A 21759-nucleotide genomic window follows, 5' to 3' on the forward strand; every position below is an offset into this window, starting at 1 on the left:
TCTGGCGTATTTTCCGGTCGTCCGCCTTCGGCTTCGCCGAGGATTCCATTAGCTGCTCGGGCCGCAGCTCAGCTCTCCAGGTTAGGGGGAACCCGGCTCCGGGCCGGCGGTGTGAGTTCGATTCCCGATTTGCGAGGTGACGGTGAGGTCTGGGGAGCCGGCTGAGTCACCTCGCAAGGACGGACACCACACCATGTCCACCCACGAGGTGGTGCTCCTGCTGGAGACGGACCCGCACCGTGGTTTGAGCGGGGAGCAGGCTGCGCGCCGTCTGGAACGGTACGGACGCAACGTGCTGCCTGCCGCCGGTCGCGGTGGTCTTCTGCGGCGGGTGCTGCGACAGTTCCACCACCCGCTGATCTACGTGCTGATGGCGGCCGCTGTGATCACGGCGGTCCTCGACGAGTACGTGGACTCGATGGTGATCTTCGGCGTCGTACTGATCAACGCGGCGATCGGGTACGTGCAGGAGTCCAAGGCGGAGGCCGCGTTGGACAGCCTGCGGTCGATGGTGCGCACCGACGCGCGGGTGTTGCGCGACGGGCAGGAGAGGATGATTTCCTCGGACGAACTGGTTCCCGGCGACCTGATCGTGCTCGAGGCAGGCGACAAGGTGCCGGCCGACCTTAGGCTGGTACGGCTGGCCGAACTTCGGGTGGACGAGTCGGCGCTGACCGGCGAGTCGGTTCCGGTGACCAAGGACGAGGCGGAACTGCCGGAAGTGACCGACGTGGCGGACCGGCGCAACATGGTCTACTCGGGCACCCTGGTGACGGCGGGCAGTGGTGCCGGCATCGCGGTGGCTACTGGTGCCGAGACGGAGTTGGGGCAGATCCACCGGCTGGTGGGTGCGGCCGAGACGTTGGCGACCCCGTTGACCCGCAAGTTGGCCCGGTTCAGCAAAGTGCTGACGGTGGCCATCCTTATCCTGGCGGCGGCGACCTTCGGTGTCGGTGTGCTTCGTGGGCAGGACGCGTCCGAGACGTTCACCGCGGCCATTGCACTTGCGGTGGGGGCGATCCCCGAAGGGCTTCCGGCGGCGGTCACCATCACGTTGGCCATCGGAGTGACGCGGATGGCGCGACGACGAGCGGTGGTCCGCCGGCTGCCGGCGATCGAGACATTGGGCAGCACCACGGTCATCTGCTCCGACAAGACGGGCACGTTGACGGAAAACCAGATGACGGTGCGGGCGGTGTGGACGCCGGACGGCGAGTTCACCGTCACCGGTTCGGGCTACCGGCCCGAGGGGGAGATCTGCGACGGTTCGGGCGCCCCGGCCAGCGAGGCGACAAGTCAGGCACTGCACTGGTCGCTGCTCGCGGGCGCTGGCTGCAACGACGCCCGACTACGCGAGGAGAACGGCGAGTGGATCCTCGCCGGCGACCCGACCGAGGGCGCGATGCTGGTGGTCGCCGGGAAGGGCGGCATCGACCGTGACCGGTTCGATGAAGAGCGTCCGCGTACCGCCACGATTCCCTTCAGCTCCGAGCGGCAGTACATGGCCACCCTGCACAGTGAGCACGACTCCGGACGCGAGGTCGTACTGGTCAAGGGCAGCATGGAGCGGGTCATGTCGATGTGCCGATCCGAAATGGGTGCCGACGGACACCGCCGTCCGCTGGACGCCGAGGCGGTCCTCTGCTCGGCGGAGAACCTGGCCGGCCGAGGACTTCGGGTCCTCGCGACGGCCGTGCGTCCGGCCGGCGAGTCCGCCGGCTTCGGCGAGGAGGACCTGCCCGGCACCCTGAGCCTGACCGGCCTTCAGGCCATGCTGGACCCGCCCAGGAGTGCCGCCGCGCCTGCGGTGCAGGCCTGTCACGCAGCTGGCATCGGCGTGAAGATGATCACCGGGGACCACGCGACGACGGCCACCGCCATCGCCGCCCACCTCGGCGTACTCAGCGACGATCATGAGGGGCGGGTGCTCACCGGCAGAGACCTGGAGGCACTGCCCGCCGAGCGGTTGCCGGAGGCAGTGGACCGCGCTGCGGTGTTCGCCCGGGTGTCGCCGGAGCAGAAACTGCGGTTGGTCGAGACGCTCCAGCAGCGAGGCCACGTGGTCGCGGTGACCGGTGACGGGGTCAATGACGCTCCGGCCCTGCGTCAGGCGGACATCGGGATCGCCATGGCGCGCTCCGGGACCGAGGTGGCCAAGGAGGCCGCCGACATGGTGCTCACCGACGATGACTTCGCCACCATTGAAGCCGCGGTCGAGGAGGGCCGCGGGGTGTTCGACAACCTCACCAAGTTCATCGCCTGGACGCTGCCGACGAACCTTGGTGAGGGGCTGGTCGTCTTCGTGGCCATCGTCCTGGGCACCACCCTGCCGCTGCTACCGACGCAGATCCTGTGGATCAACATGACCACCGCTGTCCTGCTCGGCCTGATGCTCGCCTTCGAGCCCAAGGAGGCCGGCATCATGCGGCGACCGCCGCGCGACCCGCGTCGGCCGCTGCTGACCGGCGCTCTCGTGGTCCGGATCGTGCTGGTGGCCGCACTGCTCGTCGCCGGTTCCTGGTGGCTGTTCCAGTGGGAACAGGCCCGCGGTGCCGGTGTGGCCGAAGCACGCACCGCTGCGCTCAACCTCTTCGTTGTGGTGGAGACGTTCTATCTGTTCAGTTGCCGGTCCCTGGTCCACTCGGCCTGGCACGTGGGCTTGTTCTCCAACCGGTGGATCCTGGCCGGTGTGGCGCTGCAGGCCGTCGCCCAGCTCGTCATCACCTACCTGCCGGTGATGAACAGCGTGTTCAACACCGCGCCGATCGGCGGCGGTGTCTGGCTGCGCATTCTGGCGATCGCGGCCGCCGCCGCAGCCGTGGTTGCGATCGACAAGCGACTACGAAGGCACCTGATGTGACCTCGCGGGACCCGACGACGGCTGATCAGTGCGGGCTGTGCCGTCTGCCCGCTGATGAGTGGCTGCTGGGCTACGAGGGCTTCGACGCCGCCGCCGAGGGGACGCGGGAGGCGTTGCTGGCGCTGGGCAACGGCTATCAGGTGACCCGCGGAGCGGCGACCGAGTCCACCGCCGACGGCGTGCACTATCCCGCCACCTACGTCGCAGGGCTCTACAACCGGCTGACCTCGAACGTCGACGGCCGCCGCCGGGTCGATGAGAGCCTGGTCAACCTGCCCAACTGGTTGCCGTTGACGTTTCGCCACCCGGACGGGCCCTGGTTCTCCCGCCCGGTGTTCCACGTCGCGCACCAACACGTGGCGCTCAACCTGCGGCAGGGCACGGAGCGGCGGGACATGGTGGTCCAAGACCCGCGCGGTCGGTGCACCCGCGTCGTCCAGGAGCGGATCGTCTCGATGGATCGTCCGCACGTGGCCTGTCTCCGTACGACCATCACCGCCCTGGACTGGTCGGGACCGCTACACGTTCGTAGCCTTCTGGACGCCCGCGTCACCAACGACAACGTCGCCGAGTACGGTGCGTTGGCCCGGCACCACCTGACCGACTGTGCCACCGGGCACCAGGGGGACGCCTGCTGGCTGACCGTGCGGACCACGCAGTCCCTCATCCGGATCGCCCAGGCCGCCCGCACAGTGCTCTACCAGCATGACGGGCCGGTCTCCCGCCAACAGCTCAGCGGCCCCGGGCACGTCGGGCACGAAATCCACCTGACCATGACATCGGGAACGCCGGTCGTGATCGACAAGATCGTCGCCTCGAACACGTCCCGGGATCGGGCCATCTCCGAACCGCTGGACGCCGCGTTGGGCGAGATCACCACCGCGCCACCGTTCCCCGCCCTACGGGATGCGCACCTCCTGGCCTGGGAACAGCTCTGGCGGCGCTTCCACCTCCGCATCGGCGGCCACGATTTAATGTGGGAACGGCGGGCCCTCAATGTACACCTGTTCCACGTGGTGCAGACTCTGTCCGGGTACACCGCGGACGCCGACGCGGGCGTGCCCGCACGGGGGTGGCACGGCGAAGGCTACCGGGGGCACGTCTTCTGGGACGAGCTGTTCGTCTTTCCGCTGCTCAACCTGCGTACCCCCGAGCTCACCCGGGCCCTGCTGCTCTACAGGCACCGCCGGTTGCCCCAGGCTCGCAGACTCGCCCGCGCGCTCGGTCTGGCCGGCGCGTTGTTTCCGTGGCAGAGCGGCAGTGACGGCCGCGAGGAGACACCCGACTGGTTCCACAACCCGCTCTCCCAGCGGTGGATGCCCGACAACTCCCGCCGGCAACACCACGTCAACCTGGCCGTGGCCTACAACGTCTGGCAGTTCCACCAGGCCACCGACGACATCGATTTCCTTGCCACCTACGGGGCCGAACTCCTCGTCGACATCGCCCGGTTCTGGGCAGCCGTCGTCGCCCATGACCCGCGGGACGACCGCTACCACATTCGGGGCGTGATGGGCCCGGACGAGTTCCACGACGGCTACCCCGACCGCCCAGGATCAGGTATCGACGACAATGCCTACGTCAACGTTATGACCGCCTGGGCTTTCGCCCGCGCGGCCGACGCCTACCGCATCCTCGGTGGGCACCACACCGACGACCTTTGGCGGCGGCTGGAGGTCAACGACTCAGAAGTCGCCCACTGGGACGACCTCAGCCGGCGCCTGTACGTCCCGTTCCTGCCCAACGGCCTGATCAGTCAGTTCGAGGGCTTCGCCGACCTCGACGAACTAGACCTGGAGGCATATCGCGACCGGTACGGCGACGTGGGCCGCCTCGACCTCATCCTCGAGGCCGAGGGCGACCACACCAACCGCTACCAGACGTCGAAGCAGGCGGACGTCCTGATGCTCTTCTACCTGTTCAGCGCGGAAGAAGTCACCGCACTCCTGCACCGGCTGGGCTACGACTTTGACCCCGCGACCATCCCGGCCACCGTCCACCACTACCTCGCCCGGACCACCCACGGGTCGACCCTCAGCCGTGTGGTGCACTCCTGGGTCCTCGCCCGCACCGAACGCTCCAAGTCCTGGCACCTCCTGCGTGACGCATTCGCCACAGACCTCTCCGACACCCAGGACGGCACCACCCGTCAGGGCATCCACCTCGGCGCGATGGCTGGCACAGCCGACATCCTCCAGCGCTGCTACACCGGCCTGGAGACCCGCGACGATGCGCTCCATCTCCACCCGCAACTACCGGACACCCTCACCCACCTCGACTTCGACCTGCGCTACCGGGGACACTGGCTCCGCATCCACTGCAGCCGCCACCTGGTGTCTGTGCGCGCACTCCCCACCACCGCCCCGCCAGTGACCGTCATCGTCAACGGTCAGGCGTACCGGCTCACCGGCGAGAGCTGTGTGCGCCAGGATCTCGCGACCGGGCAGCCACGCCCGTAGGCGCTCGACAGCCGACGCGTCCGCGTCGACAAGGCCCGAAGACGGCAAGCTGGCGGAATCTGCCGCTGCGGGTGGTCCACGCCTTCATCTGGCCGCTGTTCAACGTACCGCCCGACCCGCCGAGGCTGGGCCCTCCAGAGGGCGAACTGCGCAACCAGGATGACCGAACGGCCCGCCGATCTCGGTCGGTAACAGCACCTGGGTCGCCTTGTCCAGCGCAGACGCCGCGGTCCCGACCGTGGGCAGCGGGTCATGTGGCAACCGGTCGTCCACGCGGTGAGCGCCCCGTCCCCGTTCCGGTCCACGGTGACGTCCCGTCGACGCGCCGGGTGGTCATCGAGATGCCGGGCCAGGTCCGGCTGGTTCCCATCGGTCGGCTACGACACCAACCGCCGAAACGGGTGGTGCTGGAGGAACGCGCCGACGTGGGTGGCGATCTCCCGGTCGGTCATGATGCTGGGCTGGCCGACCCGGCGCTTATTCGGCGAAGGGGCGGGTAAGCGCCGGCGCGACGGCGGGAAAGGGTTGTGTGGTGGAGTTCGTCAACTGGTCTGGCAGCCTGGCGTTCACGCCGGGTGAGCACGCCGAGCCCGCCACCGAGGACGAGGTCCGCGACCTGGTGCGCCGCGCGCGGGAGACCGCCACCACGGTTCGGCCGGTCGGTTCGGGCCACTCGTCCAGCCCGCTGGTGCGCACCGGCGGGATCCTGCTGAGCCTGGACCGGCTCTCCGGGGTGATCCATGACGACGGGAATGCAGCGACGGTCTGGGCGGGGACCCGACTCAAGGACCTGGGGGAGGGGTTGTACGACGCCGGTCTGGCCATGGACAACCTCGGCGACGTCGACTATCAGTCCATCGCCGGGGCCACCGCTACCGGCACCCACGGCAGCGGCCTGGGGTTCGGCAATCTCAGCACCCAGGTCGCCGGGATCCGTCTGGTCACCGGCACCGGCGAAGCGCTGGACATCTCCGCCGAGCACAACCCCGAGGTGCTGCCGGCGGCCCGGCTCTCCCTGGGCGCGCTCGGTGTCGTCACCCAGGTCACGCTGGACGTGCAGCCCCGGTACGAGCTGAAGCGGCGGGCGTGGTGCGCCCCGGTGGATTGGACCCTCGACCACCTCGCGGAACTCCAGCACACCAACCGCAACATGGACTTCTACTGGTACCCCCGCAGCGACATGACGCAGGTGCGCATCATGAACCGGGCGGACGACGTCGCGGCCGAGCGCCCGTGGGCCGTGCCGCGCGTTCCCGGCTCCGGGCCCTGGGAGGACCCGCGCGAGGTGCGGGTGGGCCCGACCCACCGGACCATCCCCCAGCACCGGGAGCTGCGATTCGAGGAGATCGAGTACATGCTGCCGTCGGAGGCGTTCCCAGCGTGCTTCGCCGAGGTGCGCCGCCGGATCCGGGAGCGGCACCGCCGGGACGTGGGCTGGCGGGTGCTGGTCCGCACGATCGCCGCCGACGACATCTGGCTCAGCAACGCGTACGGTCGGCCCACGACCACCATCGCGTGCCTCCAGAACACCTCCTTGCCGTACGAGGAATACTTCCGCGACGTGGAGGCGGTCTTCCGGCAGTACGGTGGCCGGCCCCACTGGGGCAAGAAACACTGGCTGACCGCCCGGGAGCTGCGCCCGCTGTACCCCCGGTGGGACGACTTCCAGGAGCTGCGCCGCCGGCTCGACCCGGACGGGGTGTTCCTCAGCCCCGACCTGGCCCGGTTGCTGGGGAAGGCGTGATGGCGGAGATCGGCGCGCGGACGTGGGTGGTGTCCGGCGGACGGGTGCCGTTCCCCAGTCACGGCCCGGAACCGGGGTTCACCGGCTTCGACCAGCTCTGCGTGCTCAACGCCACGGACCGGGAGGCCGAGCTGGCCCTCGACTTCTACTACGAAGACGCCGACCCGGCCGGGCCGTACCGGCTCCTGGTCGGCGGGCGGAGGATCCGGCACATCCGGGTCAACGATTTGATCGATCCCGAGGCGGTCCTCCTCGACCGGCCGTACGGGTGCGTGCTGCGCTCGCCGGTGCCGGTGGTCGTGCAGTTCCTCCGCCAGGACACCCGCTTGCCTGGAACGGTGGCGCTGACCGGCACCATGGCGTACCCGGCCTGAGAGCGTGCCAAGTTCGACCGGCGTCAGCACGGGTAACCGCCGCCATGGCGTCCGACCTTGCGGGTGGGTTGTTGGCCGGCTGGCTGCGGACCTGGCTCGCGGGCACCGGCCGGGACAGCGTGCGGCGGTTGCGGACGTACCTGATCATCGGCGTCCAGGCCGGCCTCGCGGCGGCGATCGCCTGGCTGATCGCCCACGAGGTGCTGGGCACCGAGGAACCCACCTTCGCTCCGGCCGCCGCTGTGGCGGTGATCGCCACGTCGCTGGGCAACCGTGCCCGGCGCACCATCGAGCTGCTCGTGGGCGTCGGTCTCGGCATCGCGGCCGGTGACCTGCTGATCGCCGTGCTCGGCACCGGGCCGTGGCAGACCGGACTGATCGTCTTCCTGGCGGTCACCGGGGCAGCCGCCATCCGTGGCGCCGGCCTGCTGATGACGCAGGCCGGCGCCACGGCGGTGCTGGTGGCGACGCTGACCCCCGGTAATTCCCGACCTGGAGCTGCCGCGCACGGTCAACGCCCTGGTCGGCGGCGCGGTCGGACTCCTCGTGATGCTGGTCCTCGCACCGTTGAACCCGCTGCGCACCGTACGCCGGGCCGCCGACACCGCCTTGGACCTGTTTGCCCACCAGATCACCATCTGCGCCAAGTCTCTCACCGATCGTGACGCCCGCCTGGCGGAGGCGGTGCTGGACCAGATGCGCGACTCGGAGCCGAAGCTGACCCAGCTCACCCAGGTGGTGACCGCAGCCGACGAGGTGGTCCGTTTCTCACCGCTCCGCTGGCGCCGCCGCCGGATCGTGCGCGCCTACCGCCAGGGCGTCAAGCACATGGAGCGGGCGTTCCGCAACAGCCGAACCCTGGTCCGCCGTGCCGGCACCGCCCTGCGGGACGCCGAGTCGGTGCCACCGGACCTGCCCGCCGCGCTCGAACACTACGCAGCGGCCGTGCGGCTGCTGCACCGCGAGTTCCTGGCCGGGCAGGAGCCGCTGCAGGCCCGGGAGCGCGTACTGCAGGCGGTGCGCCATGCCGGGGAGGCGTGCCGGCAGGACATCGGATTCTCCGGGACGATCGTGGTCTCCCAGCTGCGGACAGTCGCCAACGAGCTGCTGCGGGCCACCGGTGTGCGGCACGACGAGGCGCGCCGGCTGGTCCGCCGCGCCGCCGCCGGCTACTGACCAAGCCGTCCCCATCCTACCGTTAGCGCCACCGCCCGACGGCTGCGGACTTCTACGACGACGGCGCGACGGTGAACGCCCTGCGGCTGTCGGTCAGCGCGGTGACCCCGGACCAGATCGGCCTCGGGCTGGACCGGCTCGCCGCGCTGGTCACCGACGAGTTGGCCCACGCCGGGCTCGTCAGCCCGGGTGCGGTCCCCTGATCTCGCCGGAGCCGCGGGGGATCAGCCGGGACGGGACCAGGTGGGTGCGGGGCGGCCACCGCTCGCCGTCCAGCCGCCGGAAGATCAGTGACGCGGCCACCCGGCCCATCTCGGCCGCGTCCTGCGCGATCACCGTGACGGCCGGTTGGAGCAGGTCGGCGAGGGGGAAGTCGTCGAAGCCCACCAGGGCGACCCGGTCCTGCCAGCCGAGCTGCTGGAGGGCGCGGATGGCGCCGACGGTGACCAGGTTCTGCGAGGTGAACAGCGCGGTGGGTGGGGCGTCGGCGGTGAGTAGCCGGCGTGCCGCCTCCACCGACTCGCGCTCGGTGTGCAGGTCGTGGACGACGCCGGCCGGCCGGATGCCGTGCTCGGCGAGGGCCTCGCGGAAGCCCTGGAAGCGCTGGCGGGCGGTGGCGATCGTCTGCAGGTCGCCCAGGTAGGCGACGTTTCGGTGCCCGTGCGCGACGAGGTGGTGGACGGCGGTCGCGGCACCCTCGTGGTTGTCGGCGAGCACGGCGTCGGCCGGGAGGCCGATCGGCGGCCGGTCGACGAACACCACCGGGGTGCCGGAGCTGACCTCGCCGGCGAGGTAGCTCTGGTCGTCGCTGGCCGGCACGACGACCAGGGCGTCGGCCTGCCGCATGGTGAAGGCGTGGACCAGTTCCCGCTCCCGCTCCGGGCTCTCGTCGACGCTGCCGGCGAAGATGAGCACGCCCCGTTCCCGCGCGACGTCCTCCAGCGCCCGGTGCAGGGCGGCGGAGAACGGGTTGGCCAGGTCCTCCAGGACCGCGGCGATGGCCGCGCTGCGGCCGTTGGCGCGCCGCAGGCTGCTCGCGGTGAAGTTCGGCCGGTAGTCCAGCTGCGCGATCGCCCGCCGCACCGCGGCGGTCTTCGGCGCGGAGACGCCCGCCTCACCGTTGACCACCCGGGAGACGGTCTTCGGGCTCACGCCGGCGAGCTGGGCGACGTCGCGGAGGGTGGGCCGGGCCCGGCCCTCGGACGGCGCGGCGGAGGCGGCACTGTGCATGGGCGCTCCTACCGGACGGGTGTGGCGGGCGGCCATCGGAACGCCGTGGCCACCGACCGACGGTGATCGACCGACACGGTATCGGCCCGCTGGCCACGCCGTCCGGCCGGTACGTGCAGGGGCATCGTCGAGGCTGCTGACATCGTTGTCAAGAGTTGCGGCCGGGTTACGTACTGCTCCTGAAAAACTCGTGCTCAACTTATTGACATCGGCGGTCAACACCTCGGAAACTGCGCTGACATCGTTGTCAGCCTCTGCCACGGCAGGACCATGGGACCCCCGAGGGAGCACATATGATCCAGCGCACCCGCCGCCGCCGCGCCGCCATGCTGCTCGCCGCCGCCGCGGCGACTGTCCTGGTCGTCAGCGGATGCGGTGACAGCTCCGGCGACGACGCCTCCGGCGGCAAGACCGTCGCCGTCTCCCTGATCACCAAGAACTCCACCAACCCCTTCTTCGTCGCCATGCAGAACGGCGCCAAGAAAGCCGCCGAGACCGAAGGCGTCAAGCTGACCCTGGCCGCCGGCAAGGAGGACGGCGACGAAGCCAGCCAGGTGCAGGCGATCGAGGACGCCATCGCCCGGGGCGACGCCGGCATCCTCATCACGCCGAACGGCCCCGGCGTCAACCCCGCCATCAAGAAGGCGCGCGACGCCGGGCTCTACGTCATCGCCCTGGACACCCCGCCGGACCCGGCGGACACCGTGGACATCACCTTCGCCACCGACAACTTCAAGGCCGGCGAGCTGATCGGCAAGTGGACGGCGGTCCAGCTCGGCGGCAAGCCGGCCACCATCGCCCTGCTGGACCTGTTCAGCGACAAGATCGTCTCCGTCGACTACAACCGCGACCAGGGCTTCCTGACCGGCATGGGCATCGACACGGCCGACAAGAAGAAGAACGGCGACGAGGCGAAGACCGGCAGCTACTCCGGCGGCAGCTACACGATCGCCTGCAACGAGCCGACCAACGGCGCCGAGGACGGCGGCCGGACCGCGATGGAGAACTGCCTCACCAAGAACCCGGGCATCAACGTCGTCTACACCATCAACGAGCCGGCCGCGGTCGGCGCGCACAAGGCGCTGCAGGCGGCCGGGAAGAAGGACGTCCTGGTCGTCTCCGTCGACGGCGGCTGCGACGGCGTGAAGCAGGTCAAGGACAGCGTCATCGGCGCCACCTCCCAGCAGTACCCACTGAAGATGGCCGAGCTGGGCGTGCAGGCGATCAAGAAGATCGCCACCGGCGGGGAGAAGCCGAAGGTCACCGACGGTCTCGACTTCTTCGACACCGGCGTCGCCCTGGTCACCGACAAGACCGCCACCGGGGTCGAGAGCATCACCAGCACCGACGGCGCCCAGCGCTGCTGGGGCTGAGCCACCGGCCGCGGGCGGGGCGGGGGCATCCACCCCGCGCCCTCGCCCGGGCACCCCGTCCGTCACCGCCGACACCGGCAGAGGGAGCCCGCGATGACCGCCACCACACCGACGACCGCCGCGCAGGAGTTCGCGCTGCGCCGGCACTCGCCACTGCAACGTGTGCAGCACGTCCTGCACGCCCACCCCGCGATCAGCCCGTTCCTCGTCCTCGTCATCTCGTTCGTCGTCTTCGCCACCCTCAACCCCCGCTTCGCCTCGCCGAACTCGCTCTCGCTCGTGCTCCAGCAGGTGGCCGTCATCGGCGCGCTTGCCGTCGGGCAGACGCTGATCATCCTGACCGCGGGCATCGACCTGTCGGTCGGCGCGATCACCATCCTGGCGATGATGCTGGGCGCCAAGATCGCCGTCGGGCAGGGGCTGCCGGGCCTGCTCGCCATCGGGCTGGCCGTCGTGGTGGGCGCTGCAGCCGGCGCGCTCAACGGCGGGCTGGTGACCCGGCTGAAACTGCCGCCCTTCATCGTCACCCTCGGCACGCTCAGCGTCTTCACCGCCGTCGGGCTCCTCTACTCCGAGGGGCGCAGCGTGCAGGGCACCGACCTGCCCGCGGTGCTGAGCTGGACCGGGGAGACCTTCCCGGTCGGCCGGTTCCGGATCACCGTCGGCGTGATCATGGTGCTCCTGCTCTACCTGGCCGTCGGGTTCGCCCTCGCCAAGACCGCCTGGGGCCGGCACGTCTACGCGGTCGGGGACGACAAGGAGGCGGCCCGGCTCGCCGGCATCCGGGTCGACCGTGTCCTGCTGAGCGTCTACCTCGTCGCCGGCGCCATCTACGGCCTCACCGCCTGGATCCTCATCGGACGCGCCGGCGCGGCCAGCCCGAACGCGATCACCGACGCCAACCTGGAGAGCATCACCGCCGTCGTCATCGGCGGCACCAGCCTCTTCGGCGGCCGGGGCGCCGTGCTCGGCACCCTGCTCGGCGCGCTGATCGTCGGCTTCTTCCGTAGCGGCCTCTCCCTGGCGGGGGTCGACGACCAGTACCGCGTCCTCGCCGTGGGCGTGCTGGTGATCCTCGCCGTGGCCGTCGACCAGTGGATCAGGAAGGTGAGGTCATGACCGCCACCACCACGCAGACCCCCGCCGGGCGGCCGGGCAGCGCGGACAGCGGACAGCGTATGCCGGTGCTGTCGGCCCGGGGCCTGGTCAAGACGTTCGGCAAGGTCGTGGGCCTGGACGGGGTGGACCTGAACCTGTACCCGGGCGAGGTGCTCGCCGTCATCGGGGACAACGGTGCCGGGAAGTCCACGCTGATCAAGTGCCTGACCGGGGCGCTGACCCCCGACGCCGGCGAACTGTTCCTGGAGGGGAGGCCGGTGCAGTTCAAGCGCCCCCAGGACGCCCGGGACGCCGGGATCGAGACCGTCTACCAGACCCTCGCCGTGGCGCCGGCGCTGGACATCGCGAGCAACCTCTTCCTCGGCCGGGAGAAGCGCCGGCGGGGTGTGCTCGGTTCGGTGTTCCGGATGCTCGACCAGAAGGGGATGCGCCGGGACGCGGAACAGGCCCTCGCGGAACTCGGGATCGGCACGTTGCAGAACGTGGCGCAGGCGGTCGAAACCCTCTCGGGTGGCCAGCGCCAGGCGGTCGCGGTGGCCCGGGCCGCGGCCTTCGGCAGCAAGGTGATCGTGCTCGACGAGCCCACCGCGGCGCTCGGTGTCAAGGAGTCCAACCAGGTGCTCCGGATGATCGAGGAGCTGCGTACCCGAGGGTTGCCGGTCATCCTCATCAGCCACAACATGCCGCACGTGTTCGAGGTGGCCGACCGGATCCACATCCAGCGGCTGGGCCGCTGTGCCGGGGTGGTGACCCCGGCGTCGCACACCATGCCCGAGGCCGTGGCCATCATGACCGGCGCGACCACGCTCGAAGAGACGCCGGGCCGGCAGGCGGGCTGACCCGCCGCCGACGCGACCGGGCCCGCGGCCCGGGAAGGGAGCATCGTTGATCACGGTTGTCGGCGAGAGCCTGGTGGACCTGATCGAGGAGCCGACGGGCGAGGCGACCGCGTACCCGGGTGGGAGCCCGGCGAACGTCGCGATCGCGCTCGCCCGCCTCGGCGAACCCACCACCCTCCTCACCCAGCTCGGTGACGACGCGTACGGGCGGCTGCTCCGCGCCCACCTGGCCGGCAGCGGCGTACGGCTGGATCCGGCGTCGGTGTCGGACCTGCCGCACACCAGCGTGGCCCGGACCCAGGTGGGCGCCGACGGGCAGGCCCGGTACGACTTCGCCATCGACTGGCGGTCCTTCCCCGACATCGGCGCGGTGGCCAGCGGAAGTGCGTGCCTGCACACCGGGTCGCTCGCCACCGTCCTCGAACCGGGCGCCGGCGACGTGCTGGCACTGGCCCGGCAGCGGCGGGCGACCACGATGATCAGCTTCGACCCGAACTGCCGTCCGTCGCTGACCGGCGACGCGGCGCGGGCCCGGCGGCGCGTCGAGGAACTGGTCGCGGTCTCGGACCTGGTGAAGGTCAGCCGGGAGGACCTGGACTGGCTGCACCCGGGACGGTCGTCGGAGCGGGTGGCGCGGGAATGGTTGGCGCTCGGGGCCAGCCTCGTCGTGGTCACCCTCGGTGCGGAGGGGGCGCTGGCCGTCACCGCGCGGGAGGAACTCCGGGTGGCCGCTCCACGGGTGACCGTGGTGGACACGGTCGGCGCGGGTGACGCGTTCACCGCCGGACTGCTGTCCGCGCTGCGGGCGCGGGACCTACTCGGCGCCGCCCGGCGTCCCGCGCTGCGGGCCGCCGGACCCGAGACGCTCGCCGCCGTGCTCGGCGACGCCGCGCGCGTGGCGGCGTGGACCTGCGGACGGCGGGGCGCCGACCCGCCCACCCGGGCCGAGCTGGCCGCCCTGCCCGCCCCGGCGTGACACCGCGGTGTCGTCGTTACGTCACCATCCGTGTTTCCGGCGGGACATCCGTCCGTAGATAATGGACGGAGGGTTGCCTGGGAGTACGCGTCGCTGGTCCGCCGCTATCAGGGGCAGGGCCGCAACTTCCACGTGTCGTTCGTCTGGTACGCCACGGACGGGTCGCGCACCGACGTGACCGCGTACGGCGACACGGCGACCGCGCACTGAAGTGACCCCTGTCGGCCGGACACCTCGATGTCTGTCAGGGACTCTCGGTGGATCTTCTCGTAGGTGTCGGGGCTGACGTTACCTAGACGGCTGTGCCGGCGGCGAGGGTTGTAGAAGCCCTCGATGTAGGAGAAGACCTCCATCTCCAGCTCGTGTCGGCTGGGCCAGGCTCGGGTGTAGACCAGTTCGGTCTTGAGGGCGGCGAAGAGGCGGATTCAACCGATCGCTCCAGCAACCCCGTGTTGCGACGACCGGTTGAATCGCCCAGGCCACCGACGCAGTGATCGCCTTCGCGCGGGACCACGACGTGCTGATCCACCCCGTCACAGGCGAGTACCACGACTGCGGCAACCCCGCCGGATGGCTCGCAGCCAACAACGCTGCGGCCCAGAGCGGTGCCCTTGCAGGCTAGAGATCCGCAATGGCATCACGAAGACTGCCCGCCGCTTACGCCCAGCCTGCTGACCTGCAGCAATGGGCCCGGCTGGAATGGCATATCGAGAACCGGCTGCACTGGGTCCGCGACGTGACCTTCGGCGAAGGCACCCACCGAGCCCGCACCGGCACCGGACCCGCCGTCGCAGCCGTCCTCCGCAACACCGCCATCGGCTTCCACCGCGGCAACGGCGAAACCAACATCGCCCGAGCCACCCGACGCGCCAACCGCCGCCCCACGACCTCATCACCACCGTGACCAGCAGCTACCCACTACGCAATGACCCTGGGTTACGGTCCCCTCTTGATGGACCGGAAACAATCTGGCAACCTTCCTAGCATCGATGGGGAGCGCTCCCATACATCGATGCGAGACGTTACGGATGACGCCCGCCCACTTTCCACCTCGACATCCTGGTCACCCACCCAACGCTCGGATCCAGCACGCGCAACCGCCGCAACCTCGTGGCGCGGGCCAGCACCGCGCCCGTTCGCCGGATGAGTGTTGCGGGCGCATGACCGGTACCGGTGCCTCGACCATCCACATGAGAGAAGGACTCACAATACTCCCCATTTCAGACACTGGCTCCCGTTCCGTTAACCAGTGCATCTGCTCCACGGTGATTCACCCCAGGCGCGGCCTCCGGTGCAGGTCCGTCTGCACGTCGTACGACAGGAAGTGAGCAGCCAACCATGTTTCGAAGATTGGCCTTCTGCCTAGCCATCATCGTGGCGGCGGTAGGCTTCACCCCCGTGCCCGCAAGCGCAGCTGCGGACTTCAATGTGTTGATCTTCAGTAAGACGGCCGGTTTCCGGCACGACTCGATCCCGGCCGGCATCACCGCGATCAAGCAGCTCGGCACGCAGAACAACTTCACCGTCGAGACCACCGAGGACGCCGCCCAGTTCACCGCCGCGAACCTGGCCCGGTTCCAGGCGGTCGTCTGGTTGTCCACCACCGGGGACGTGCTCAACGCCAGCCAGCAGGCGGCGTTCGAGGCCTACGTCCGCGGCGGCGGCGGGTACGTGGGCATCCACGCGGCATCTGACACGGAGTACGACTGGCCGTGGTACGGCAACCTGGTCGGCGCGTACTTCGCCAGCCATCCGGCCAACCAGAACGCGACCGTGCGGATCGAGGACACCTCCCATCCATCGACGGCCGGGCTGCCGACGGCGTGGTCCCGGTTCGACGAGTGGTACAACTACCGGACCAACCCGCGTTCGCAGGTCCGCGTGCTGGCCAGTTTGGACGAGAGCACGTATACCGGCGGCTCGATGGGGGGTGACCACCCGATCGCGTGGTGCCGGGGCTACGACGGTGGCCGCTCGTGGTACACGGGCATGGGCCACACGAACGAGAGCTACAGCGAGGCGAACTTCCGTACGCACCTGCTGGGCGGTCTCCGGTACGCGGCGCAGGGGACCGGCAACTGCTCGACCGCTCCGCCGCCGCAGGCCGGCTACCGCATGGTGAACCTGGCCAAGGGCGTCGCAGAGGTCGGCGAGCCGATGGGTCTGACGGTGCTGCCCAACCGGGGCGTGCTGCACACCTCGCGGGACGGCACCATCCGCTACACCGACCCGGCCGGCATCACCAAGGTGGCGCTGACCATCCCGGTGTACACGCACGACGAGGAGGGGCTGCAGAGCATCAAGGCGGACCCGAACTTCGCCACCAACCGGTGGGTGTATGTGTACTACTCGCCGCGGCTGTCCACCCCGTCCGGCGACGCGCCGGCGACCGGCACGCCGGCGCAGTTCGCCCCGTTCAACGGCGTTAACCGGCTGTCCCGCTTTACGGTGAACAACGACTTCACGCTGAGCGCGTCGTCGGAGGTGACGGTCCTGGAGGTGCCGACCAGTCGTGGCATGTGCTGCCACGTCGGCGGCGACATCGACTTCGACGCGGCTGGCAACCTATACCTGACCACAGGGGACGACACCAACCCGTTCGACTCCAGCGGCTACACGCCGATCGACGAGCGGTCCAACCGCAACCCGGCCTACGACGCGCAGCGCAGCGCCGGCAACAGCAACGACCTGCGGGGCAAGATACTGCGGATCCGGCCGAGCTCCGGCGGTGGGTACACGATCCCGGCCGGCAACATGTTCGCGCCGGGTACGGCCAACACCAAGCCCGAGATCTACGCGATGGGTTTCCGCAACCCGTTCCGGATGTCCGTGGACAGGGCGACCGGCATCGTGTATCTCGGTGAGTACGGGCCGGATGCCGGCACCAGCAACCCCAACCGTGGGCCGGCCAACCATGTGGCGTTCGAGCGGATCACCCAGCCCGGCTTCTACGGCTGGCCGTACTGCTCGAGCTACAACACGCCGTACATCGACTACACCTTCCCGTCCGGTCCTTCGGGTGCCCCGTTCAACTGCACCGGCGGCCCGGTGAACAACTCTCCCAACAACACCGGCATCACCCAGCTGCCCCCCTCGCAGCGGGCGTGGCTGCCGTACGGCGGTGAGCAGAATCCGCCGGCGCTGGGCAGTGGCGGCCTGTCACCGATGGGCGGCGTGGTGTACAACTACAGCGCCTCGCTCGCCTCCGACGTGAAGTTCCCGGCGTCGATGAACGGCAAGGTGTTCCTCGGCGAGTTCGGCCGGCGGTGGATCAAGACGGCCACGGTCACCAGCTCCGGTGGGGTGGGCACGATCGAGGCCTTCCCGGCGTACACCGGTACCCAGGTGATGGATCATGAGTTCGGGCCGGACGGCGCGCTGTACGTGCTCGACTACGGCACGGGCTGGGGGAGTGGTGACGCAAGCTCGGCGGTGTACCGGATCGAGTACAACTCCGGCGGTGGCCGGTCGCCGACCGCGTCCGCCTCGGCCAACCCGACGAGCGGGAGCGCGCCGCTGACCGTGCAGTTCAGCTCGGCCGGCTCGGGCGACCCGGACGGCGACCCGATTACCTACGCGTGGGACTTCACCACCGACGGCACCACCGACTCGACGGCCGCCAACCCGTCGTTCACCTACACGGCCAACGGCGAGTTCACGGCCACGCTCACGGTGCGCGACAGCACCGGCCGCAGCTCGACGGCGAGCTTGGTGATCGGGGTGGGCCGGCCGACGGTCGTCCTCAACCTGCCGCTGAACGGCAGGCTGTTCGACCCTGGTGACGCCATCCCGTTCGATGTCACGGTCACCGACGCGAACGCACCGACCGTCGACTGTAGCCGCGTGAGGGTCAAGTACACCCTTGGGCACGACAGCCACGGTCACGACATAAGCAGCGCCACTGGTTGCTCGGGCACGCTGCAGACCACCGCGGACGGTGAGCACGACACCAACGCGAACATCTTCGGCGTGCTGACCGCCGAGTACACGCCGGCCGGCTCGACCACGCCGGTGACCTCGCCGCAGGTGATCATGCAGCCGCGGACCCGGCAGGCCGAGCACTACAGCGCCCAGCAGGGCACCACCACGGTGGCGAAGCCGTCGGCCAACGGCGGCAACGCGGTCGGGTACATCGAAAACGGTGACTGGATTTCGTTCACGCCGTACAACCTGAGCGGGGCCACGTCCTTCACCGCGCGGGTCGCCTCCGCCGGCTCGGGCGGGACCATCTCCCTGCGTACCGGCTCGGCGACCGGGCCGGTAATCGGCTCGGCCACGGTTTCGCCGACCGGCGGCTGGGAGACCTGGACGAACGTCACCGGCACGGTCAACGCACCGGCCGGTACGCAGAACCTGTTCCTGGTCTTCACCGGCGGCTCGGGCAACCTCTTCGACGTCGACGCGTTCACCTTCAACGGCACGCCACCACCTACCACGCCGCCGCCGACGACTCCGCCACCTACCACTCCGCCGCCCACGACGCCACCGCCCACGACGCCACCGCCCACGACGCCACCGCCCACGACCCCGCCGCCCGGTGGATGTACGGCGGCGTACTCGGTGACGAGCCAATGGTCCGGTGGCTTCCAGGCCGAGGTGCGGATCACCGCCGGCTCCACCTCGATCCGCGGGTGGACAGTCACCTGGACGTTCACCAACGGGCAGGCCATCAGCCAGTCCTGGAGCGCCACGGTCACGTCGAGCGGCCCCAACGTGACCGCGCGGAACGTCGACTACAACGGATCGGTCGGCGCCGGCGCCAGTACGGCGTTCGGGTTCATCGGCTCGGGGAGTGGTGCGTCCGGCGTATCTTCGCTCACCTGCACCGCCACTTGATCCACAAGCGGCGCGGCACCAGTATGGTGCCGCGCCGCTCCGAACCGGCCGCCATCGCAGCGGGCGCTGCGTCACGCGTGGTTGACCGAACAGATCCGCGCGGTGCATCTGGCCTCCAGCCGGTAGCCGGCGTCCGTGGCCGAAGCACCAGAGCCCAACCGCGAGCGATCTGGTCAACCGCGACTTCACCCGCTCGTCGCCGAACCAGTTGTGGGTCACCGACATCACCGAGCACCCGACCCGGGAGGGCAAGGTGTACTGCGCCGTCGTGCTTGGACACCTTTCCCCGCAAGGTCGTCGGCTGGTCCATCGACGCCACGCAGACGGCCATGCTGGTCACCAACGCCCTGAGCATGGCCATCAGCAACCGCCAGCCCACCGGCACCGTGATCCACTCGGATCACGGAGTCCAGTTCACCTCATGGGCCTTCACCCGCCGCGTCCAGGAAGCTGGCCTGGCGCCGTCGATGGGATCGATCAGCGACTGCTACGACAACGGCATGATCGAGTCGTGCTGGGGCCGGATGCAGACCGAGCGGCTCAGCCGCCGCCGCTGGCGCACCCGCATCGAACTAGCCAACGCAATCTTCGAGTACCTAAAGATCTTCCACAACCGGCAACGCCGCCACAGCTCACTCGGCATGCTCACCCGACCGAGTATGAAAGGCTCCACCCGATCGCCCTATCCGTAGCCTGACGCCAACCAACACGGCTCGGAAGAACCCGGGGAACATCAGATACATCGACATTGTGAAATGTATTGATATGATCTAGCGTATGCCCTGCCTGCGGCGTCGTAGGCGACACAAAGCAGAGGAGTTGGACATATGCTGCCCCTCAAGGCAAAGATCGCCGCGTCAGGACTTCTGGCGGCCGCTGCCGTTGTCGGCGGTGTGGGAGCGACCCCGGCCAGCGCTGCAACGGAGACCGTGACCGTGACAATCCAGGTCATCCGCAACAGCGTCCCGTACGCTCTTCCCTCGGTGCTCTACAGCGTCGGAGATGGGAACACTCAGTGTGCGGGTCGCTACACGCCGCTCCCGACAATCGAGGTGGTGGCCCCTAAGGGTGCGATGATCCGCCTTTTCTCGGTCTCGGGGTGTTACAGCGGTCTGGGCGGCGCGGCTCACTTGGTGGCCGACGCCACCAAGACCGTGCAGGTTGAGCTCTGACCCAGGACGGCGGGAAACTGCCGGGTTAGGTTTTTCAGGGTGAACGGCGGCTAGCACGTCACTGGCGGTCCCCGCTGAGACAACTCCCGCAGGAGACAGCCGTCGGCTTCACTTGCGGGAGTTTCCTGTGGGGCCGGATGTCAGGACTGTTACATAGTCGGTTGCAGGGCTGTTGAGCTGGGGTTTTGGCCGGGATTCGGCGAGATCCGGGGGTCCATGTAGGACGGGTGCGACCTGCTGGTGATCATGAGTTTGCGAAGCCATGACCCAGAACAGGACCGCACCCGCTGATGTCAGCATCACTGACCGAGATCGTGCTTTCGTACCGACCCCCACTATGCCGTCGGCCGGCTGTGGTCACCGATGGTTGGAGTAATCCGACTATGCAATAGCCCTGGCTGATCCTGCCGAGCGAAATTTTCCCCGAGCATTGGTCCCCAAGAGCCGGACCGGGCGGTCAGCGGAGCCCGGGACACCAGACTTTCGGCGTACCGGTGGAGCAGGCCGGAGGGGCTGCGCCACCTGAGGGCGGCGCTCTGGCGTTGCGAGTTGCGGTGAGCAGCGCTGTCCGACAGCCGACAGTGGCCGAGCCCGTCTGGGCCTTCCTCGGCTGGGATCGATGCTACAACGATGGGTGTCGCTAGCTGGCCCTTGTTGTGGAAGGAGCACCACATGAGGTTCCGGTCATGGTTGTCCGTAGCAGTGCTGGCGGCGGCGGGCGTGGTGGCCGTGAGCCCGCCTGCCCCTGCGGTGTCGGCCCAGTTCGACGCCACGCCGTCGGCCACGGCCCGCCCGACGAGTGGGTTGTCGGCCTCGTCGGTCGTCAGGGTCACGGCGACCGGCCTGCCCAGGAAGACCGAGGTCGACATCGTCCAGTGCGACGAGGCCACCTACGACGACGGCGGCCGCATCGGCTGCCCGGTCGTGCAAACGGCGACCACCAGCGGGCTGGGGCGGATCTCCGAGCGGGTGAACGCCAGCATCACGGTCTACCGCAGCCGCCCCTACGGCGACTCCGAGCCGGTCTACTGCCGCGCGGACACCTGCCGATTCTTCGTTGAATGGGTCACCGATGGTGATCGGCACTCGGTCGCCACGGCGGCCCTGGAGTTCACCGGCGACCCGGCCACCATCACCGCGACCCCGAACACAGGCCTGATCGACGGGCAACTGGTCCAGGTTACCGGCACCGCGAAGGGCTCACCCAGCCGGCACGTGACCATCACGCAGATCGCGTGCTACGACATCATCCAGGAGAGCGGCTGCGTCGACAGCACGCCGCTGGCCACGGTGCCGCTCACCGAGGACGACATGTTCACGACGACCGTGGCCGTCCAGTACTGGCCCAGCTGCGCGCCGGATTCCGATATCACCACGTGCGAGCTGCACGTGGTGGTGTTCGACGCGCAGGGGCAGCCCGACAGCTCGTTCGGCTCCGGCTGGTCCGGCCCGCACCGCGCCTACCTCGGCTTTGCGTCGGTGACCTAGTGCCTCGTCATGCAGCCTTGAACGGGTAATCCGGGTGGCGGATTTCGGAGTTGATCGCGAATCCGGTTTCGGGCGTGCTCGTTGGTTGCGCCAGCGGATGTAGGCGCCGATGG

General features: G+C 69.4%; 15 protein-coding genes and 3 pseudogenes. 16 read left to right on the forward strand and 2 right to left on the reverse strand.

What is annotated here, in order from left to right:
* The first annotated feature begins 193 nt into the window (after positions 1 to 193).
* The 7 genes and pseudogenes from MCAG_RS26215 to MCAG_RS32920 all read left to right on the forward strand — a co-directional run.
* The gene (locus MCAG_RS26215) at positions 194 to 2860 is read left to right on the forward strand and encodes an HAD-IC family P-type ATPase (protein ID WP_036375330.1); all 2667 of its coding nucleotides are present in this window, start codon (positions 194 to 196) and stop codon (positions 2858 to 2860) included.
* Positions 2857 to 5319, forward strand: coding sequence for a glycoside hydrolase family 65 protein (locus MCAG_RS26220; RefSeq protein WP_157548239.1), 2463 nt, complete (start codon positions 2857 to 2859; stop codon positions 5317 to 5319). Before MCAG_RS26215 ends, MCAG_RS26220 begins: the two co-directional genes overlap by 4 nt.
* Positions 5320 to 5851: 532 nt before the next feature.
* On the forward strand, positions 5852 to 7063 hold the full coding sequence (locus MCAG_RS26225) for a D-arabinono-1,4-lactone oxidase (protein WP_232290285.1): 1212 nt from the start codon (positions 5852 to 5854) through the stop codon (positions 7061 to 7063).
* Positions 7063 to 7437 (forward strand): sensory rhodopsin transducer, encoded by a 375-nt coding sequence (locus MCAG_RS26230; RefSeq protein WP_232290286.1) that lies wholly within the window; start codon positions 7063 to 7065, stop codon positions 7435 to 7437. Before MCAG_RS26225 ends, MCAG_RS26230 begins: the two co-directional genes overlap by 1 nt.
* A 44-nt stretch (positions 7438 to 7481) precedes the next feature.
* The gene (locus MCAG_RS35255; RefSeq protein ID WP_007075974.1) at positions 7482 to 8102 is read left to right on the forward strand and encodes an FUSC family protein; all 621 of its coding nucleotides are present in this window, start codon (positions 7482 to 7484) and stop codon (positions 8100 to 8102) included.
* Positions 7987 to 8613 carry a hypothetical protein gene (locus MCAG_RS35260; RefSeq protein ID WP_232290287.1) on the forward strand — a complete coding sequence of 209 codons (627 nt, stop codon included), beginning with the start codon at positions 7987 to 7989 and terminating at the stop codon, positions 8611 to 8613. Before MCAG_RS35255 ends, MCAG_RS35260 begins: the two co-directional genes overlap by 116 nt.
* Before the next feature lie 44 nt (positions 8614 to 8657).
* A pseudogene (locus MCAG_RS32920) lies at positions 8658 to 8816 on the forward strand (PLP-dependent aminotransferase family protein); the annotation flags it as partial.
* Here the strand turns inward: MCAG_RS32920 and MCAG_RS26240 are convergent.
* Positions 8794 to 9843 (reverse strand): LacI family DNA-binding transcriptional regulator, encoded by a 1050-nt coding sequence (locus MCAG_RS26240; RefSeq protein WP_007075976.1) that lies wholly within the window; start codon positions 9841 to 9843, stop codon positions 8794 to 8796. The pseudogene MCAG_RS32920 and the gene MCAG_RS26240 overlap by 23 nt on opposite strands.
* 293 nt (positions 9844 to 10136) lie before the next feature.
* Here MCAG_RS26240 and MCAG_RS26245 point away from each other — a divergent pair, with 293 nt between their 5' ends.
* From MCAG_RS26245 to MCAG_RS26260, 4 genes are all read left to right on the forward strand, one after another.
* Positions 10137 to 11216, forward strand: a complete 1080-nt coding sequence (locus MCAG_RS26245; RefSeq protein ID WP_007075977.1) for a substrate-binding domain-containing protein — start codon at positions 10137 to 10139, stop codon at positions 11214 to 11216.
* A 93-nt stretch (positions 11217 to 11309) separates the two neighbouring features.
* Positions 11310 to 12335, forward strand: coding sequence for an ABC transporter permease (locus MCAG_RS26250; protein ID WP_007075978.1), 1026 nt, complete (start codon positions 11310 to 11312; stop codon positions 12333 to 12335).
* A gap of 59 nt (positions 12336 to 12394) precedes the next feature.
* Positions 12395 to 13174, forward strand: coding sequence for an ATP-binding cassette domain-containing protein (locus MCAG_RS26255; RefSeq protein ID WP_198141780.1), 780 nt, complete (start codon positions 12395 to 12397; stop codon positions 13172 to 13174).
* A gap of 46 nt (positions 13175 to 13220) precedes the next feature.
* Positions 13221 to 14150, forward strand: coding sequence for a carbohydrate kinase (locus MCAG_RS26260; protein ID WP_007075980.1), 930 nt, complete (start codon positions 13221 to 13223; stop codon positions 14148 to 14150).
* Between the two features lie 275 nt (positions 14151 to 14425).
* Here the strand turns inward: MCAG_RS26260 and MCAG_RS35815 are convergent.
* Positions 14426 to 14575, reverse strand: a pseudogene (locus MCAG_RS35815) (IS3 family transposase); the annotation flags it as partial.
* Between the two features lie 206 nt (positions 14576 to 14781).
* Here MCAG_RS35815 and MCAG_RS26270 point away from each other — a divergent pair.
* The 5 genes and pseudogenes from MCAG_RS26270 to MCAG_RS26290 all read left to right on the forward strand — a co-directional run bounded on the left by MCAG_RS26270 (position 14782) and on the right by MCAG_RS26290 (position 21646).
* A complete protein-coding gene (locus MCAG_RS26270) occupies positions 14782 to 15054 on the forward strand; it encodes a transposase (RefSeq protein ID WP_007075981.1) in 273 nt (90 codons plus the stop codon).
* A gap of 494 nt (positions 15055 to 15548) precedes the next feature.
* Positions 15549 to 18986 (forward strand): ThuA domain-containing protein, encoded by a 3438-nt coding sequence (locus MCAG_RS26275; protein ID WP_369751337.1) that lies wholly within the window; start codon positions 15549 to 15551, stop codon positions 18984 to 18986.
* A gap of 157 nt (positions 18987 to 19143) precedes the next feature.
* Positions 19144 to 19678: pseudogene (locus MCAG_RS32930) on the forward strand (IS3 family transposase); the annotation flags it as partial.
* Positions 19679 to 19813: 135 nt separating this feature from the next.
* Entirely contained in the window at positions 19814 to 20158 is a 345-nt protein-coding gene (locus MCAG_RS26285) for a hypothetical protein (RefSeq protein ID WP_036375336.1), read from the forward strand.
* A 672-nt stretch (positions 20159 to 20830) separates the two neighbouring features.
* On the forward strand, positions 20831 to 21646 hold the full coding sequence (locus MCAG_RS26290) for a neocarzinostatin apoprotein domain-containing protein (RefSeq protein ID WP_157548243.1): 816 nt from the start codon (positions 20831 to 20833) through the stop codon (positions 21644 to 21646).
* The last annotated feature ends 113 nt before the right edge of the window (positions 21647 to 21759 follow it).

This window comes from Micromonospora sp. ATCC 39149, assembly GCF_000158815.1.
In the GTDB taxonomy this organism is placed as follows: Bacteria; Actinomycetota; Actinomycetes; order Mycobacteriales; family Micromonosporaceae; genus Micromonospora.